General features: G+C 56.3%; 16 protein-coding genes. All 16 read left to right on the forward strand.

The features are described from left to right. Positions 1-64 precede the first annotated feature (64 nt). The 16 genes from iolD (at position 65) to ACRBB0_RS18170 (ending at position 18,942) form a co-directional block, all read left to right on the forward strand. Positions 65-1,933 carry a 3D-(3,5/4)-trihydroxycyclohexane-1,2-dione acylhydrolase (decyclizing) gene (gene iolD / locus ACRBB0_RS18095; protein ID WP_431375861.1) on the forward strand — a complete coding sequence of 623 codons (1,869 nt, stop codon included), beginning with the start codon at positions 65-67 and terminating at the stop codon, positions 1,931-1,933. Next, on the forward strand, positions 1,933-2,913 hold the full coding sequence (gene iolC, locus ACRBB0_RS18100) for a 5-dehydro-2-deoxygluconokinase (RefSeq protein ID WP_431375862.1): 981 nt from the start codon (positions 1,933-1,935) through the stop codon (positions 2,911-2,913). Before iolD ends, iolC begins: the two co-directional genes overlap by 1 nt. Before the next feature lie 12 nt (positions 2,914-2,925). After that, positions 2,926-3,768, forward strand: a complete 843-nt coding sequence (locus ACRBB0_RS18105; RefSeq protein WP_431375863.1) for a 5-deoxy-glucuronate isomerase — start codon at positions 2,926-2,928, stop codon at positions 3,766-3,768. Continuing rightward, entirely contained in the window at positions 3,765-4,595 is an 831-nt protein-coding gene (locus tag ACRBB0_RS18110) for a class II fructose-bisphosphate aldolase (RefSeq protein ID WP_431375864.1), read from the forward strand. The genes ACRBB0_RS18105 and ACRBB0_RS18110 overlap by 4 nt, the downstream gene beginning before the upstream one ends. Before the next feature lies 1 nt (position 4,596). Then, positions 4,597-5,586 (forward strand): inositol 2-dehydrogenase, encoded by a 990-nt coding sequence (gene iolG, locus ACRBB0_RS18115; protein WP_431375865.1) that lies wholly within the window; start codon positions 4,597-4,599, stop codon positions 5,584-5,586. A 665-nt stretch (positions 5,587-6,251) separates the two neighbouring features. Continuing rightward, positions 6,252-7,256 carry a Gfo/Idh/MocA family protein gene (locus ACRBB0_RS18120; protein WP_431375866.1) on the forward strand — a complete coding sequence of 335 codons (1,005 nt, stop codon included), beginning with the start codon at positions 6,252-6,254 and terminating at the stop codon, positions 7,254-7,256. Further along, positions 7,253-8,824, forward strand: coding sequence for an acyl CoA:acetate/3-ketoacid CoA transferase (locus tag ACRBB0_RS18125; RefSeq protein ID WP_431375867.1), 1,572 nt, complete (start codon positions 7,253-7,255; stop codon positions 8,822-8,824). Before ACRBB0_RS18120 ends, ACRBB0_RS18125 begins: the two co-directional genes overlap by 4 nt. Further along, on the forward strand, positions 8,821-9,585 hold the full coding sequence (locus tag ACRBB0_RS18130) for an enoyl-CoA hydratase/isomerase family protein (RefSeq protein ID WP_431375868.1): 765 nt from the start codon (positions 8,821-8,823) through the stop codon (positions 9,583-9,585). Before ACRBB0_RS18125 ends, ACRBB0_RS18130 begins: the two co-directional genes overlap by 4 nt. Before the next feature lie 14 nt (positions 9,586-9,599). After that, positions 9,600-11,126, forward strand: a complete 1,527-nt coding sequence (locus ACRBB0_RS18135) for an aldehyde dehydrogenase family protein (protein WP_431375869.1) — start codon at positions 9,600-9,602, stop codon at positions 11,124-11,126. A 53-nt stretch (positions 11,127-11,179) separates the two neighbouring features. Next, entirely contained in the window at positions 11,180-12,433 is a 1,254-nt protein-coding gene (locus ACRBB0_RS18140; RefSeq protein ID WP_431375870.1) for an ABC transporter substrate-binding protein, read from the forward strand. Between the two features lie 127 nt (positions 12,434-12,560). Beyond that, positions 12,561-13,457 (forward strand): carbohydrate ABC transporter permease, encoded by an 897-nt coding sequence (locus ACRBB0_RS18145; RefSeq protein WP_431375871.1) that lies wholly within the window; start codon positions 12,561-12,563, stop codon positions 13,455-13,457. Then, positions 13,457-14,335 carry a carbohydrate ABC transporter permease gene (locus ACRBB0_RS18150; RefSeq protein WP_431375872.1) on the forward strand — a complete coding sequence of 293 codons (879 nt, stop codon included), beginning with the start codon at positions 13,457-13,459 and terminating at the stop codon, positions 14,333-14,335. Before ACRBB0_RS18145 ends, ACRBB0_RS18150 begins: the two co-directional genes overlap by 1 nt. A 62-nt stretch (positions 14,336-14,397) precedes the next feature. Beyond that, entirely contained in the window at positions 14,398-15,510 is a 1,113-nt protein-coding gene (locus tag ACRBB0_RS18155) for an ABC transporter ATP-binding protein (protein WP_431375873.1), read from the forward strand. Continuing rightward, positions 15,507-17,054, forward strand: coding sequence for an FAD-dependent oxidoreductase (locus ACRBB0_RS18160; protein ID WP_431375874.1), 1,548 nt, complete (start codon positions 15,507-15,509; stop codon positions 17,052-17,054). Before ACRBB0_RS18155 ends, ACRBB0_RS18160 begins: the two co-directional genes overlap by 4 nt. After that, a complete protein-coding gene (locus ACRBB0_RS18165; protein WP_431375875.1) occupies positions 17,038-18,627 on the forward strand; it encodes a GMC family oxidoreductase in 1,590 nt (529 codons plus the stop codon). Before ACRBB0_RS18160 ends, ACRBB0_RS18165 begins: the two co-directional genes overlap by 17 nt. Further along, positions 18,628-18,942 (forward strand): Dabb family protein, encoded by a 315-nt coding sequence (locus tag ACRBB0_RS18170; RefSeq protein WP_431375876.1) that lies wholly within the window; start codon positions 18,628-18,630, stop codon positions 18,940-18,942. Positions 18,943-19,019: the final 77 nt, after the last annotated feature.

The raw sequence follows: 19,019 nt of genomic DNA on the forward strand, positions 1-19,019 counted from the left end.
AGAATCGAAACCTCGCAAGTTGCAATCGGCGTTTGACCGATTTTTTCGAAAGGCCCGCGCCGATATGACAACCTCAAGCGACACAATCCAACTCACAACAGCGCAGGCGATAATTCGGTGGCTTTCCAATCAATTCATCGAAATTGATGGCACGGAAATGCGCCTGTTCGGAGGCGGCTTTGGCATCTTTGGGCACGGTAATGTCACGTGCCTTGGTGAAGCGCTGAATGGGGTGCAAGACGAGCTGCCCTTGTACCGCGGCCAGAACGAACAAAGCATGGGCTTTGCCGCAGCAGGCTATGCCAAGCAATGGTTGCGCCAGCGGTTTATGTTCTGCACAGCCAGCGCGGGCCCAGGCACCGCAAATCTCTTGACCGCTGCGGGTTTGGCACATGCTAACCGACTGCCGATGCTGATGCTGTGTGGCGATACGTTTTTAACCCGCCTGCCCGATCCGGTTCTGCAGCAAATGGAACATTTTGGCGATCCAACCTTTGGTGTGAACGACGCGTTCAAACCGGTTAGCCGCTATTGGGACCGCATCTGCCACCCCGCCCAAGTGATCCAATCGCTGCCAAACGCCATCGCGACCATGCTGGACCCGGCAGATTGTGGCCCTGCCTTTATTGGGCTTCCGCAAGATGTGCAGGGCTGGACATATGATTATCCGGTGACATTTTTTGACAAAAAAGTGCACCGAATCCGCCGCCAAGCCCCGGACTCTTTGGAGATTTCCGATGCGATCGCCCTTTTGAAAACCGCCAAGCGCCCGATGATTATTGCGGGTGGGGGCGTTCAGTATTCACAAGCCGTCAATGAGCTCGGCTCTTTTGCTCAGGCGCATCACATACCGGTTGTCGAAACCATCGCGGGACGTGCCAATTTGCTGGCAACACACCCGTTAAACATTGGCCCCATTGGCGTGACAGGGTCAGACAGCGCCAATGCGATTGCCGAACAGGCGGATGTTATTGTCGCCATCGGCACACGCCTTCAGGATTTCACCACCGGATCCTGGACCGCCTTCGACAAGAAGGCAAAGCTCATCTCGCTGAACGCAGGACGCCATGATGCGGGCAAGCACATGTCCTTGTCGGTGGTGGGTGATGCCAAGCTGTCACTGGCGGCTCTGGCCCAAGGACTGGACTATACCGCCCCTGCGGAATGGCTGTCGTTTGCCCAAGCTGAACGGAAAAAATGGGACAGTTATGTCGCCGACAATGTCGCGCATGGAAACCGGCCAAATTCCTACGCCCAAGCGATTGGTGTTGTGAATGAGCTTTGCGATCCTCGAGACCGCGTGGTCGCCGCCGCAGGGGGGCTTCCTGCTGAGGTCACGGCCAATTGGCGCACCTTGGATATCGGGACGGTGGACGTGGAGTTTGGTTTCTCTTGTATGGGATACGAAATCGCCGGGGCCTGGGGCGCCCGCATCGCACAGGCAGAAAGAGAACCTGACAAAGACACCATTACGTTCTGTGGCGACGGCTCATACATGATGTTGAACTCGGACATTTATTCCAGCGTCCTAAGTCGCAAGAAAATGATTGTTCTGGTTCTGGACAACGGCGGTTTTGCGGTCATCAACAAGCTGCAAAACAACACCGGCAACGAAAGCTTTAACAACCTGCTCGAAGACTGCCCCACCATCCCAGACCCCTTTGGTGTTGATTTCGTGGCACATGCGCGCTCGATGGGCGCAACGTCCGAAAAAGTCGCCAATCCCTTTGAATTGGGCGAAGCGTTTAAGCGTGCCAAAGCATCGGACAAAACCTATGTCATCGTGATGGATGTTGATCCCTATGAAGGCTGGACCACCCAAGGTCACGCTTGGTGGGAAGTCGGCACCCCCCACATCACCGAAAACGCCCGTGTCCGCGATGCTCATGTGGAATGGGAAGCCTCACGAAGCAAACAGCGGCGGGGTGTCTGATGCGCGCTCTTATCGACGGAATTCAAAAAGGAAACTTCGCAGTCTTTGGACGTGCAGGAATGGACATGTTTGCCGATCCCCAAGGCACCAAAGCCGAGCACGCCGAGATGTTTCGCGCTGATTTGGGCGGCTCCTCCGCCAATATTTGCGCAGGCCTTTGCAAATTGGGGATGCAGTCAGCATTGGTCACATCGGTAAGCGATGACACCGTTGGCCGGTTCTGCATCAACAAGCTGCAGCACTATGGCGTCGATACAAAACATGTGTCGGTGCTGGGCGGCGAATATCGCGTGTCTTTGGCAGTTTACGAAAGCACCATGGACGATTTCCAACTGTGCATCTACCGCAACAACGCCGTGGATTTTCAAGTCACAAACGAGGATGTCGACAAGGTCGATTATTCCGCCTTCGGATCCATCATTACCGCAGGCACTGTTTTTGCCGCTGAACCGTCTCGCAGCTCAACGTTTCGCGCGTTTGAAAACGCCCGTGCTGCGGGCATTCCGATACTCTTTGACATTGATTATCGCCCGTATTCATGGCCCTCCGCCGAAATCGCCTCGCAGGTTCTGTCGCGTGCAGGTGATGAAAGTGATCTGATCGTCGGCAATGACGAGGAATTCGGCTTTATGGCCGGAGGTATCGAAAAAGGGCTTGATAAAGCGCGTGAACTGGCCGCGACAGGCAAGCTTGTCGTGTACAAAATGGGCCAAGAAGGTGCGATCACCCTATCCGGTGACCAAGAAATTCGCACCGGTATTTTCCCGGTTACCGCCGTCAAGCCCAATGGTGCCGGTGACAGTTTTATGGCCGGAATCTTGGCGAGCCTCGCCGAAGGCTACCCGTTGCGTCAAGCCGTCCTTCGCGGCTCAGCCTGCGCCTCTATCGTTGTCTCGAAGCCGGGATGTGCCCCTTCCATGCCGACCAAGGCCGAGCTGGAAACGTTTTTATCGGACCACCCTGGCCCCACTCAAGAATGAAAGGAGACGCCAATGCACATTGCGCCTCATGACAATCAGAACAAGCCAATCGTTGATGTGGAAGACGCGTTGGTGCCGCTGAACTATTTCAACATCGTCAAGCTGAAAAAGGGCGACACCTTTGACTATAGCGTACCGGGATATGAAACCTGCGTGGTGCCCGCGACCGGCACCGTCACGGTTGATGTTGACGGGGCCGTCTATGAAAACATAGGCACCCGAACCATCGACGTTTGGGATGGCGAGCCCGAAGGCGTATATGTCCCCGTTGGGGCAAAGGTACGGATCACCTGTATCAGCGATGAGACCGAAACCTTTGTCGCTGGGGCAAAATACGACCGGGTCCTTGAGCCCTTTGATGTGCGTGCCGCCGATTTGGACGTGGTGCAATACGGCTCCGATGACACAAAAACACATCGCAAAATCAAGCACATCCTCGGAGCGAACTATCATGACAAGGTCGGCCGCCTGTTGGTGAGCGAGCTTTACACCGTTGGTGCGGGTGGTTGGTCAGGCTTTCCCTCCCATAAGCACGATACCGACCGTCTCCCTGACGAAACCCGCCATGACGAGACCTATAATTTCCGCTTCAAACCGAATTATGGGTCAGGCCTTCAGATGCTTCAGCGTGAGGACAACGAACCAGGCGATGCCTATCATATCATGGACCGCTCAACGGTTATGATCGACAAGGGCTATCACCCCTGTGCCGTTCTTCCGGGTTATGAGATGTATTATTTCACGATCCTAGGCGGCGAGAGCCAGCGATCGTTGAAACAGTATTTCCAGCCAACCCACGAAGAGCAGCTACACACTATTCCCGGAATTATGGACATGGTGGCAAAGTTCAAATGACATTGGTCACACTTGCTCAAGTGCTTCAACCGGCCCTGAAACAAGGGCATGCGGTCGCGGGCCTTGTGACACTTGGTTGGGAAGACATGCGGGCCTATGTTGCGGCCGCCGAAGCCGAGAGCGTCCCTGTCATCTTGCAAGCCGGTCCCTCTTGCCGAGAACACACACCACTGCCGGTTCTGGGCAAGATGTTTCGTCATTTGGCCGAGAACGCCTCGGTCCCGGTCGTTGCGCATTTGGACCACGGATACACCGCTGAGGAATGCAGGATCGCGATAGATAGCGGGTTCACCTCGGTCATGTTTGACGGATCCCGCAAATCCCTCAGCGAGAACATCGCCGAAACCGCCGCCATCGTCGAAATGGCACATGCTGCTGGCGTGTCATGTGAAGGCGAAATTGGTTTTGTGGGCTATTCGGGGGGCGAAAAATCGGCCGGAACCGATCCGGCAGAAGCTGCACAATTCGAACGAGAAACCAATGTCGATGCCATGGCCATCTCGGTCGGGAATGTCCATCTGCAACAGGACAAACAAGGCGGTCTCGACGAAGCCCGCATTCGCGCAATCGAAGCGACAACACAAGGGCCGTTGGTGATCCATGGTGGGTCTGGAGTGCCCCTGTCGCAGCGCAGCGCATTGGCGCGCGGGTCGCGAATATGCAAATTCAACGTTGGAACAGAACTGCGCATGGCCTTTGGCCAAGCCTTGCGCGACGCCGTCAACAACGATCCTGAACGGTTCGACCGGGTGCAAATTCTAAAAGAAACTCATGATCCTGTCGTTGCCGCCGCGCGCCGTGTTTTACAGGGGTTCAAAGGAGCTTAAGATGTTAAAAATCGGACTGTTGGGCTGTGGCCGCATTGGTCAGGTACACGCCCGATCAATCGCCCAGATTGACAAAGCGCGTGTGTCAGCCGTCGCGGATGCCGTTCCAGACGCTGCGAAGGCACTAGCCAAAACGACTGGCTCAGAGGTGATGAGTCCTGAAGCCCTCATCACCAGCCCAGATGTGGATGCGATCGTCATCGGCACCCCCACGGACACGCATTACGATTTGATCCATTCTGCCGCCCGCGCAGGCAAGGCGATTTTCTGCGAAAAACCCGTAGATTTGTCAGCGGATCGTATTCAGGATTGTCTGAAGCTGATCCAAGATACCAACACGCCTTTTTTGACGGCGTTTAACCGGCGCTTTGACCCAAATTTCGCGAACCTTCAATCGCGGATTGCAGCAGGTGACATTGGCGAGGTGGAAATCGTAACGATCCTATCCCGCGATCCATCGCCACCGACAATTAGCTACATAAAGTCGTCGGGGGGCCTTTTCCGTGACATGATGATTCATGATTTGGATATGGCGCGATTTTTGCTGGGTGAAGAACCGGTTTCCGTTTATGCAGTGGGCTCGTCTTTGGTTGATCCTGACATTGGTCGCGCAGGGGATGTTGACACAGCTGCTGTCACGCTCACCACCGCAAGCGGTAAGATTTGCCAAATCTCAAACTCGCGCCGGGCCAGTTTTGGATATGACCAAAGGGTCGAAGTGCATGGATCAAAAGGCATGTTGCGGGCCGACAATATGCTCGAAAATACGGTCGAAATCGCCACGGAAACCGGGTTTCGCAAAGCCCCGGCACAGCATTTCTTTCTGGAACGATACGAGGCCGCCTACCGCGCAGAAATGGTGCATTTCGTGCAGGCTCTGGTCGAAAATGTGCCGATGTCACCGAGTATCACCGATGGTCTCAACGCTCAAATTCTGGCCGATGGTGCCGCACGTTCATTAGAATTAGGACGCCCCATTTCTGTGGGGTAACCCCATGCCCCGCCGCGGTTTGCTTGGCGGGGCAAGGCATTGTGCGATGTGGCTTTGGCCTGCCGAGCAATAGCGCCCTTTGGGCCTGATTTTCCGTGCAATATTACGTTCAGCTGCACAATCAAGACCTTCCTCTCTGAGGAGCTGACTGAGCAAACCCGCGCCGGTAACAACCGGGGCTTGGTTTTCGCTGGCCGTATGTTGGCCAAAGCCAGGACTGTCACCGTCCCAATACCATTCTCAGTCACAAAATGGCGCTCTGGAAGATGCCGCTGGTCGGGGTCCCACCTGACTTGGTTTGAGACCTTGCCAAAACTGAACATGTCGTTCAGCCCTCTCCCCCTTGTATCCTACGCCCGCTGGGCAATTGGTACAATGCAAGGGGCCTTTTGGTGATGGCGCTTCTGGACCAAGGAACCGATTTGCATACCGCGCACCGGCCCTCTTGCGACAGTGTTGGCGTGGATAAGTGGCTCAAAACTTGACGCGATCACTGGAAATCCGCGCAAGCTAAAACGTCAGGGCTATGCGCCCAGACGCGCCATACCTCCGAAAAAACAGACAGGAGTATACAGACCGAAAAAGACTCATTGACAAAATATGGAACGTTCCAATAGTTAAGTGGAACGTTCCATTAAATGGAGCGACGACTGAGGAGGATACCCGTGAATTGGGCTTTGATCGGAACCAGCACTATCGCTGGGCAATACATGATTGGCGCGATACGCTCGCATGCAGGTGCTGACATCACTTGGGTGCAAAGCTCAAGCGCGGCCCGTGCCAAAGCGTTTTCTGATGCCCAAGGGATTGCCAGTTCTACGTCAGACCTAACAGAGGTTCTGACCGATCCAGACCTTGACGCGGTCTATATATCCTCGACCAACGAAAAACATTTTGCGCAATCCATGGCGGCGATTGAAGCCGGGAAACATGTGCTTTGCGAAAAGCCGCTGGCCACCGATATTGATCAGGCCATCACCATGGTGCGCGCCGCTGAGACGGCCGGTGTCACCTTTGCAACCAACCACCATCTGCGCTGCGCCGGAAGCCATCGAGCCATGCGCGAGATCATTCAATCGGGCCGGATTGGGCGGGTACTGTCGCTTCGATTGTTTCATGCGGTTGAGCTACCGACGCATTTGCGCGGCTGGCGGCTTGATGATCCCAAAGCGGGCGGTGGTGTGATTGCTGACCTGACCGTTCACAATGCTGATGTTGCCCGCTTTCTGCTTGACGAAGACCCGCAAACAATCGTCGCGCAGTCCTGCGTCTCGGGTCTTGGTCAGGGTGTCGAAGACAGCGCGATGTCGGTTTGGTCGATACCCTCGGGGACGATGGTGTTCAGCCACGAAAGTTTTACGCATCCGCATGCAGGGTCCGGTATCGAAGTGCACGGCACCAAGGGATCTGTGATCGCCAAAGGTGTTTTTGCCCAAGATCCGACCGGCACTGTCACGGTGATCGCCCAAGACGCTCAGGAGACGATCAGTTTTAGTCTCCATTCGCTCTATGTCGAGGTGATCCGCGATTTTTGCAACTGCGTTGCCAGCGGAAAAACTCCGTCGGCATCAGGCTGGGACGGCGTCAAATCCATGATCATCGCCGATACCGTAAAGCGGGCCGCAGACACTGGCGTGGCGCAAACCGTAGACTTTAGAGGTGCCCCATGAGCAAGGTCCACACGCTTACCGACGCGGTTGCCCGCATCCCTGATCATGCCGTTATCACGGTGTCGTCGTCATCGGCGCTTGGCTGCCCTGATCTCGTGCTCAAAGGGATCGGCGCGCGGTTTGAGGCCCAGGGCCACCCGCGCAACATCACCACGATCCACCCGATTGCAGCAGGGGATATGTATGGTGTCAAAGGCGTGGACTACATCGCTAAAGATGGGCTTCTGGCGCGCATCTTGGGCGGGTCTTACCCGTCTGGCCCCTCCTCCAAGCCGATGCCAGAAATCTGGAAAATGATCGTGGAGGAGCGTGTCGCGGCCTATAACGTGCCCTCTGGCATCCTGTTTGACATGACCCGCGACGCCGCAGCCAAACGCCCCGGCGTGCTGACAAAAGTTGGTCTTGAAACCTTTGTTGACCCCAAGCGTCAGGGCTGTGCAATGAATGAAACCGGCGCGGCCGATCCGATTGTGTCACGGGTCGAATTTGCAGGCGAAGACTGGCTGCATTTCCCTAATATTGTTCCGAATGTCGCGATTATTCGGGCGACCACAGCGGATGAGTTTGGCAACCTCACCTATGAACATGAAGGTGCCTATCTGGGCGCGCTTGAGCAAGCGATTTGCGTGCGCAACCATGGTGGTCTGGTGATTGCACAGGTGAGCCGGGTGACGCGGCGCGGATCTCTGCGCCCGCATGATGTGCGTGTCCCTGGCCATCTGGTCGACATGCTTGTGATCGACCCAGATCAAAAGCAAACCTGTGAAACCCCATATGATCCGGCGATTTCTGGACAGGTTACGCGCCCATGGGAGAGTTTCGCCCTTGCTGAGCAGGGGGTGGAAAAGGTGATTGCACGCCGTGCCGCAATGGAGCTTGCCCCGGGCATGACGGCCAATCTTGGCTTTGGGATTTCGGCAATGGTGCCGCGAATATTGTTGGAAGAAGGTCAGCCCGAAGCGGTGACTTGGGCCATCGAACAAGGGGCGGTGGGCGGCATGCCCTTGACTGGATTTGCCTTTGGTTGTGCGTCAAACGCCGATGCGTTTGTCCCCTCGCCCCAACAATTCATCTACTTTCAAGGTGGCGGGTTTGACGTGTCTTTCTTATCTTTTCTTGAGGTTGATCTAGACGGCAACGTTAATGTTTCAAAGCTCGGCAAGAAACCCTATCTGACGGCTGGCTGCGGCGGGTTCGTCGACATCACGTCCGGGGCCAAAAAGATCGTCTTTTCCGGCTGGTTCGAAGCTGGAGCCCAGATCGAAATGGACGAGAGCGGCATCCATGTCCGCAGTCGCGGCAAGTTCACCAAGATGGTCAAAGAGGTCGAGCATGTCACCTTCTCGGGCAAGCGTGCCCGCCAGCTAGGACAAGAGGTTCTTTACATCACCGAACGCTGTGTGATGCGGCTGGATAAGGACGGGTTGATCGCGACTGAAATCATGCCCGGAATTGACGGGCAACGCGACATTGTCGAGGCCTCGCAAGGCCGTGTTCGTGTGGCCGAAGATGCCATCACTTTGCCGCTGTCGCTCTTGTCAACAGACCCGATGGGATGGGGAGCATGAGCGCCGTTCACCTAATCCGACGCGGGGATGTAGCCGAACTCCGGCTTGATAACCCGACCAAAATGAACGCTTTCACCGTTGAAATGCTGCACCAGTTGGCCACGCATCTTGAGGTGGTCGAGCGCGACAGCAGCCGCGCAGTGATGGTGACATCCGAAGGCGATCGGGCTTTTTGCACCGGGGCTGATATCAACGCTTGGGGCGGATTGCAGCCCGCAGAATTCGCGCGGTTCTGGGTGCGCGATGGTCACCGGATTTTTGACCGGCTCGCCCGGTTATCCAAGCCAACGATTGCGGTCTTGCAGGGCCATACCTTTGGCGGAGGCTTGGAGTTGGCCGCAGCCTGTGACATCCGGGTGATGGCCCCAAACGCGCGCCTTGCGCTGCCCGAAGCCGGTGTTGGCATCGTTCCGGGTTGGGGTGGGACACAGCGTTTGACCCGCCTGTTGTCGGAACCAATTGTTAAAGAAATGGCTCTGTTCGGGCACCGGATTTCCGCAGAGCGCGCCTGTGCCGTTGGATTCGTCGCGGCGGTCGACGCCGATCCGCGCACCGCAGCACAGGCGTTGATTGAGCGCGCGATCACGCTCAGCCCTCGTGCCGTCGAAATCACCAAATCCATGATCCATGCCGCCGTTGGCGAAGACCGCGGTGCCATGGTCGAAGCACTCGGCAGTGCAGCCATCGCTGCAACAGATGACCGCGCCGAAGGTGTTGGCGCTTTTCAAGACAAACGTAAGCCGGATTTTTCAGGCAAATGACGAAAGAGTTGAGCATGAAAGACCTGACCATCTTAACCTCCACCGGGCAGGATTTGCCGCAAGCGCCATTTATGGCCCGCCACTTCATTGACGGGACTTATGTCGACAGCGCTGATGGCCAAGTATCAGACCGTATCTCGCCCTCGCATGGGGTCTTGGTGAGCCAAGCCGCGCTTGGCGGTGTCTCCGAGACGGAAAAGGCGATTGCTGCAGCCCGCACCGCCTTTGATGATGGTCGCTGGAGCCGATTGAGTGGCAAATCCCGCGCGGCTGTCCTGACCAAAGTGGCCGACCTGATCGAGGCGAAACAAGACCAGCTAGCGCACATCGAAACCCTCGAAAGTGGCAAACCGATCTCCCAAGCCCGTGGCGAATGTGGCGGTGCAGCCGATTTATGGCGCTTTGCGGCGTCCTTGGCGCGCACGGTTCAAGGTGACAGTCACAACACTTTGGGCCCAGATATTCTGGCCACTGTCCTCAAGGAGCCGATTGGCGTGGTGTCCATCATCACACCTTGGAATTTCCCGTTTTGGATCTTGTCGCAAAAGCTCCCCTTTGCGCTGGCGGCGGGCTGTACCTGTGTTGTCAAACCTTCGGAAATGACCCCGTCAACCACGGCAATGCTGGGCGATTTGTTGAACGAGGCCGGGCTGCCTGCCGGGGTTTGCAACATCATCCTTGGCCATGGTGATCCCGTGGGCGCCCTGATGAGCTCCCATCCTAGCGTCGATATGGTGAGCTTTACCGGTTCCACCAATGTAGGCAAGCACATCAGCAAAGCCGCGAGTGACACGCTCAAGAAAGTGGCGCTGGAACTGGGGGGCAAGAACCCGCAGGTTGTCATGCCCGATGCCGATCTGGATGAGGCCGCGGATGCGGTGACCTTTGGCATCTATTTCAATGCGGGCCAGTGCTGTAACGGCACCTCGCGATTGATCGTGCATGAAGACATTGCCGAAGCGTTTGTGGCCAAGGTTGTGACGCTGTCAAAAAACGTCCGCTTTGGTGACCCGCTGCACCCGGACACGCAGGTCGGTGCCATCGTGACACCGGATCATGCGGAGAAAATAGACGGCTACGTGCAAAACGCCATTGCCCAGGGCGCAATCTGTGTGCTTGGGGGGGCACCACTTCATGTCGACGGCGTTGGCACGCAGTTTTATCAACCCACAGTTCTGACCAATGTCAGCCCCGATATGGCCATCGCCCATGATGAGGTGTTCGGCCCGGTTCTCTCGGTCTTGACCTTCCAAACTCTGGACGAGGCCATAGCCCTGTCAAATAACAGCACCTACGGCCTGTCCGCGGGTATTTGGAGCAACAATGTTCATACCTGCCTTGAGTTCAGTCGCCGGGCCGAAGCTGGCACAATCTGGACCAATACCTGGATGGACGGCTTTCCCGAAATTGCCTTTGGCGGAATGAAACAATCGGGTCAGGGCCGTGAAATCGGTAGCTATGGGTTTGAAGAATTTCTTGAGGTGAAATCGCTGGTGATGCGCATTGGGCAAAGCCGCGAACCTTGGGTCACGACATCCTGACGTCACAGTCAGGGGGAAAGACAAGAATCGACCAATCTGAGGAGGAGATTATCATGGTTCGGAATTTCGGAAGAAAGGCTGCTTTGACTGCGGCTTTGATGGCAACAACAAGCCTGGCACAGGCCGCAGAGGTTGAGGTGCTGCATTGGTGGACATCGGGCGGTGAAGCGGCGGCGCTCAACGTGTTGAAAGAAGATCTGGCAGGTCAAAAAATCGGCTGGGTCGACATGCCCGTTGCTGGTGGTGGTGGCGAAAGCGCCATGACAACCCTGCGCGCCCGTGTGACTTCGGGGGATGCACCAACAGCTGTGCAAATGCTCGGTTTTGATATTCTGGATTGGGCCGAAGAAGGCGCGCTTGCCAATCTTGATGCGGTGGCCGCCGAAGAAGGATGGGATGCAGTTGTTCCGGCAGCGTTGCAAGCCTTTGCAAAACATGACGGCCATTGGATATCTGCCCCGGTCAACGTGCATTCGACGAACTGGGTATGGGCCAACAAGGCACTATTGGACGAGTTGGACATCGCCCAGCCCGCCACGTGGGATGATTTCGTCGCGGCATTACAGACCCTCAAAGACGCGGGCAAAACCCCGTTGGCCCATGGCGGACAAGCTTGGCAAGACGCCACGATGTTTGACGGGGTAATCTTGTCGGTCGGCGGTGTGGAGTTCTACACCAAAGCCTTTATCGACTTGGATGCCGACGCGCTTGGGTCTGATCAAATGCTCGAAGCGTTCAACCGAATGGCCACCCTGCGCAGCTTTGTTGATGACAATTTCTCGGGCCGCGACTGGAACCTCGCATCGGCCATGGTCATCAACGGCGAAGCCGGTTTCCAGATCATGGGCGATTGGGCCAAAGGTGAATTCATCAACGCCGGCAAAGTACCGGGCGATGATTTCCTGTGCTTCCGCGTGCCGGGGTCAGATGGTGCTGTCAGCTTCAACTCTGATCAATTCGCCATGTTCTCGGTCAAGGATGAAGGGGCGCAAGGCGCACAGGGCGAAATGGCCCGCGCGATCATGTCGCCAGCCTTCCAAGCGGCCTTTAACACGGTCAAAGGCTCGGTTCCGGCGCGCACAGATGTGCCCAACGATGACTTTGACGCCTGTGGCAAACAGGGCATGGCCGATTTGGCAGCGGCTGCCGCAAGCGGTAAATTGGTCGGCTCGGTCGCGCATGGCCACGCCAACCGCGCAGCGGTCAAAAACGCTATCTACGATGTTGTGACCGCGCATTTCAACGGCGAATATGATGCCGCGGCTGCGGTCGAAGAGCTGGTGAACGCGGTCGAAGCGGCCCAGTAAACCGCCGTCTCGAAAGGGGCTCTCCCTGCCCCGTCACTCCCGGCGCGTGCTCCTTTTTGCGCGCCGGGATTAGAACGACTTTTTGAACAAGACACTGGTCGCGCAGCCTTGCGGCCAAGGAGGAGCCATGGCGCAGCCCACATCCCAGACAGATTTCCGCACGAGACTACAGGAGTGGCTGCCAAAGTTGGTTTTGTCTCCCTCGGTGGCGGCGGTCCTGGTCTTTGTCTATGGCTTTATCGCCTTCACGGTGTATCTGAGTTTCACCAAATCGAAGATGCTGCCAAAATACGATCTGATCGGGCTGGAAAACTATACCAAGCTTTGGGGCTTGTCTGCCTGGTGGACTGCCATCGGAAATCTGGCCGTTTTCGCGACACTTTATATCGTCATTTGCACGATTATCGGCCTGACGCTGGCCATTCTGCTCGACCAGAAAATTCGCGGCGAAGGCATGTTGCGCCCGATTTACCTCTATCCGATGGCCCTGTCTTTTATCGTTACCGGAACCGCGTGGAAGTGGATCATGGATCCGGGCATTGGCCTCGAAAACACCATGCATTTATGGGGGTGGGAGAGCTTTGAATTCAATTGGATCAAAGACCGCAACATGGCGATCTACACCGTTGTGATCGCTGCAGTCTGGCAAACGTCGGGCTTTGTCATGTCGATGTTTCTGGCCGGTTTGCGCGGGATCGACAATGAAATCCTCAAGGCGGCCCAGATTGACGGTGCCAGCAACTGGAGCCTCTATAGCCGCATTGTCATTCCCTTGCTGCGCCCGGCTTTCCTCTCGGCCTTTGTGATCCTCGCGCATTTGGCGGTAAAGTCCTACGACCTGATCATCGCGCTCACCGGTGGGGGGCCCGGCCGCGCCACCGAATTGCCCGCGACCTTCATGTATTCCTACACCTTCACCCGCAATTCCATGGGCATCGGGGCCGCTTCGGCTGTGATCATGCTGATGACCATTGCCGCCATCATGACCCCCTATATCTACGCCGAACTAAAGGAGAAAAAGTGATGAGCGTTGCCGAACAAGACACCGCTGTTAGAACCACTCTTTTCACCAAGATGTTCATCTACGGCATCCTGATTATTTTTGCGCTGTTCTATATGATGCCGCTCTTTGTGATGGTCGCCAACTCTTTGAAACCGCTCGCCGAAATCACCGGTGGCAATATGATGGCCCTGCCTCAGAACTGGACCGTCGAGCCCTGGAAACAGGCTTGGTCAAGCGCGCAGATCGGGGTCGAACCGACTGGGTTGAAACCCTATTTCATCAACTCAATCCTGATGGTTGTTCCGGCTGTTGCGATCTCGACGGTACTTGGTGCGCTCAACGGCTATGTGCTGACCAAATGGAGCTTTCGCGGCGACAAACTGTTGTTTGGCCTGTTGCTGTTCTCCTGCTTTATCCCCTTCCAAATCGTGCTGATCCCGATGGCAACAGTTCTGGGCAAGCTGGGTTTGGCAGGATCAATCCCCGGGCTGATTTTGGTGCACGTCGTCTATGGCATCGGTTTTTCGACGCTCTATTACCGCAATTACTATGCCGTGTTTCCGACCGAATTGGTACGCGCTGCTATGATCGACGGAGCTGGGTTCTTTCGCATATTCTGGCGCATCATGTTGCCAGTGTCCGGGCCGATCACCGTGGTTTGCGTGATTTGGCAATTCACCAATATCTGGAATGACTTCCTGTTTGGTGCGTCATTCGGCGGTACCAGCCAACCAATGACTGTGGCTCTCAACAATCTCGTTCAAAGCTCGACCGGAGTGAAAGAATACAACGTGCATTTCGCCGGGGCGATCCTCGCCGCGTTACCGACCTTGCTCGTTTACATCGTTGCCGGTCGCTACTTTGTCCGCGGTCTGATGGCGGGCAGCGTCAAAGGCTAATCCGGGCCCCTCCCCGAACACGTAATCAACGGTCCGAATTGACCGACAAAAGGAAACAAAACATGGGTTTTCTGGACATCTCCAACGTCACCAAAAGCTATGGCAATGTCGAGGTGCTGCACCGTGTCGACATCGAAGTTCAGGAAGGTGAATTCCTCGTGCTTGTCGGCCCGTCGGGCTGCGGCAAATCTACCTTGCTCAACATGATAGCTGGGCTGGAAGGTATCAGCTCGGGCGATATTTCGATCAAAAACCGGGTGATGAACGGCGTGCACCCGTCAAAACGTAACATCGCCATGGTTTTTCAGAGCTATGCGCTTTACCCCAACATGACCGTGGGTCAAAACATGACTTTCGGCCTTGAAATGCATGGGATTCCCAAGGCCCAACGCGACGCCGCGCTCAAGGATGTGGCCAAGCTGTTGCAGATCGAAAACCTGCTTGATCGCAAGCCTGGACAGCTCTCTGGTGGGCAGCGTCAGAGGGTTGCCATGGGCCGTGCCTTGGTGCGCGACCCGGATGTGTTTTTGTTCGACGAACCCCTGTCAAACCTTGATGCCAAACTGCGCGTCGACATGCGCACCGAGATCAAGAAACTCCACGAAAAGCTAAAGACCACCATCGTTTATGTGACCCATGATCAGGTTGAGGCCATGACGCTCTCAACTCGGATTGCGGTGATGTATCAAGGCTATGTCCAGCAGCTTGGCACGCCCAAGGAAATCTATGACACACCTGCCAATGTCTATGTGGCGACCTTCATGGGCAGCCCCGCAATGAATGTGGTTCCTGCGCATGTGGTGATGCAGGATGGTGCCCCACATGCGGTTGTCAAAGTGCATGACGGCAGCGAACAAGCCCTGCGCTTTTCACAAGCGAATATGGCCGATTGGGCAGGCAAGGACATCTTGCTTGGCATCCGTCCCGAAGTGATCACCGATCCCGATGGCGCGGATCGCAATTCGCAAAACATTGTGCCATTGCGCAACCAGATCGGCGTCACCGAACCCGCCGGGGCCGACACTTTTGTCACGATGGAACTGGGCGGCAAAGACACCGTGGCCCGTATGCGCGCCGATGTGAATATCGGGCCGGGCGACATGTTCGATTTTGCGGTTAATATGGAAAAAGCTGTTGCCTTTGACCCCAAAACCGAGGACCGCATCACGCCATGACCGATGCAGACGTCATCATCATCGGATCGGGCATGGGCGGGGCCAGCATGGCCGCTGGCCTGGCGCCATCCGGCTTGCGCGTGTTGGTGTTAGAGCGCGGGGAGCATCTGTCCCCCAGCGCTCATGACCGCGATGCCGAGGCGATTTTTGCCGAAGGGCATTATCGCCCGGATGAGCATTGGCTGGATGGTGAAAACAGGCCCTTTACCCCGGGAAATTACTATTGCGTCGGGGGAAATTCCAAATTCTTTGGGGCGGTTCTGCTGCGCTATCGTGAGGCAGATTTTGATCCAATCCGGCATTTGGAAGGCACCACACCGGGCTGGCCAATCAGCTATGACGATCTTGCCCCTTGGTATGCAAAGGCAGAAAAGCTGTTTGCGGTGCGCGGGCCAAAACAGCCTGAGGCGTTTGAACCCCCAAGGCCACCCTACCCTTTCCCGCCAGTGCCCCACGAACCGGCAATTGCGGATTTGCAGCGGCGTTTGACAGCAATCGGATTGAACCCGACACGGCTCCCCCTTGGGGTTGATCTTGATCGTTGGCTGGCCGGGGGAGAGACCCCTTGGGATGCCTATCCCAACACCGGACAGGGCAAGATGGATGCCGAAACCGCCGCTCTTCAAATGGCGTTGCAATCCCCCAATGTGCGGTTGCAAACCGGGGCCGAGGTCACACGTCTGAGGTCCGATCACAGCGATCACTCTGATCACATTGGGCGCATCACTTCGGTTGAGCTTAGGGATGGATCGCGGCTCACGGCCCCGCGTGTCGTTTTGGCGGCTGGCGCGGTGCAAACTGCGGCGCTGTTGTTGCGCTCAGCCAACGAGGCTTGCCCAAACGGCCTGGCCAATCAATCTGACCAGGTCGGGCGCAATTTCATGAACCACAATTGCAGCGCTGTGATGGCCTTGCACCCCTTTCGCAAAACCCATCTCACCTATCAAAAAACCATGATGCTCAACGATTTTTATCATTCTGGCGGACCTGAAGACACTCCTTTGGGCAATGTGCAAATGCTTGGTAAAGTGTCAGGCCCCATTCTAGCGGCGCAAACCGGATTGCCTCGCCCCCTCGCCAATTGGCTCACAGCGCGGAGCCTTGATCTTTATGCCATGTCCGAAGACCTGCCCAACCCCGATAGCCGTGTCACGCTTGAGCTGGGACATATCAAACTTGATTGGAAACGATCAAACTGGCGGGCTCATCTGGCGCTTGTCACCAAGCTCAAACAGGTGCTGCGCAAGGCCGGTTATCCGATCACTCTGTCGCGCGCCTTTGATCGGCGCACCCCGTCACATCAATGCGGCACCGCCCGCATGGGCCACGATCAACGCACCAGCGTGGTGACGCCGTTCTGTCAGGCCCATGGCCACCCGAACCTTTTCATCACCGATGCCTCGGTTTTGCCGACATCGGCCGCCGTCAACCCGGCGCTAACCATTGCCGCCTTGGCCTTGCGCTGCGCAGACTACATCATGCAAACTTTCGACCAAATCGCGCCCGCAGGCGTGCAGGAGACGACCCATGCCCGAGGGCTATGACTTTATCATCATCGGCGGCGGGTCTGCCGGTTGCGTTCTGGCCGGGCGCTTGTCTGAAAACCCATCTGCCAGCGTTCTCTTGCTTGAAGCCGGTGGCTCGGATCGGCATCCGTTTTACCATCTGCCAGCCGGTTTCGCGAAAATGACCAAGGGCATCGGCAGTTGGGGGTGGGATACGACCCCGCAACGCCACATGCAAAACAAGGTGTTTCGCTATACGCAAGGCAAGGTGATCGGCGGTGGGTCGGCGATTAATGCGCAAATTTATACCCGTGGAACTGCACAGGATTATGATGATTGGGCGCAGATGGGCTGTGGTGGCTGGGGCTATGACGACGTGTTGCCCTATTTCCGCAAAGCCGAAGACAATGACACGTTTGACAATAAATATCATGGCAAAGGGGGGCCTCTGGGCGTGTCCCAACCCGCGGCCCCGCTGCCAGTGTGCGATGCGTATTTTGAGGCCGCACAGGCGCTTGGCATTCCGCGCAACATGGACGTCAACGGTGAAAAACAAGACGGCACCTGTTACTATCAACTGACCCAACGCAACACCCGGCGCTCTTCGGCGGCGATGGCCTATGTGGCCCCCAACACGCACCGCAAAAACCTCACGGTTAAATTGGGGGCACAGGTGCGACGGATACTCATTGACCAGGGCCGTGCGCTCGGGGTCGAGATGTTGGACGGCACCCGCTACACCGCTTCCAACGAAGTCTTGCTTTCAGGTGGTGCCATTGGATCGCCTCGGCTGTTGCAACTGTCGGGCATTGGTCTGGCGGATGACTTGGCCGATCTTGGGATTGACGTGGTTTTTGATCAGCCGCAAGTGGGCGAAAACCTGCAAGATCACCTTGATCTTTATTGCATTTCAGAACTCAAAGGCCCGTTCAGCTATGACCGCTATGCCAAGCCACATTGGGCGGCTTTGGCAGGGCTACACTACATTTTCGCGCGCAAAGGGCCGGTGGCCTCCTCCCTATTTGAAACCGGTGGGTTTTGGTATGCGGACACGCATGCCCGATCACCCGATCTGCAATTCCATCTTGGGCTGGGCACCGGGATCGAACATGGCGTGGCCTCGATGCCCCAGGGCGGGATAACCCTGAACAGCTGTTATTTGCGCCCACGCTCGCGCGGGTCTGTCCGGCTGGCAAGCTCGGATCCCGCCAAGGCCCCGTTGATCGATCCCAATTATCTATCAGACCCAATGGACCGCGAGATGACAATTCGCGGGCTAAAACTCACCCAAGAAATCCTATCGCAAAAAGAACTGTCCGATTTCATTCTGGCCGAACGGCTCCCCGGACCGGATGTCAAAACCGATGAGGAATACTTCGACTTCATCTGCCAACATTCCAAAACATCGCACCACTGTGCCGGCACTTGCCGGATGGGCGCGGATGATGGCGCGGTGGTTGATCCGCGCCTCCGCTTCAACGGAATCGAAGGTCTGCGGGTGGTCGACAACGCCATCATGCCGACAGTGATTTCATCAAACACAAATGCCGCCGCCATCATGATCGGTGAAAAGGCGGCCGATATGATCAAACAAGACAACGGATTGCTATAAATGATACGCCACATCGTGCTTTTGACTTTTAAACCAAACACCCCCCAAGCCCACATCGACGATGTGTTCCAAGAGCTTGAGAGCATCAAGGCACAATTGCCTGGTATGGTTGCGATTTCCTCGGGCAAAAGCGAAAGCCCCGAAAAGATGGAGCGCGGCTTTATGCACGGGTTTGTCGCCGATTTTACCGATTGGGACGCGCTGCAAGCCTATCAGGATCATCCCGCACACCAGGCGCTTGGCGCCAAGCTGATTGCGGCAACGGTTGGGGGCAAGGATGGAATCTTGTGCTTTGACTATGAAGTCACCGATTAATCCCCATTCAAGTTGGCGGCGATTTCAGGCATAAACACCCAAATCGCCGCCACAGACGCGCAGGGGCAGACGGGACA

It is taken from the genome of Pelagimonas sp. (genome assembly GCF_050633425.1).
Classification (GTDB): Bacteria; Pseudomonadota; Alphaproteobacteria; order Rhodobacterales; family Rhodobacteraceae; genus Pelagimonas.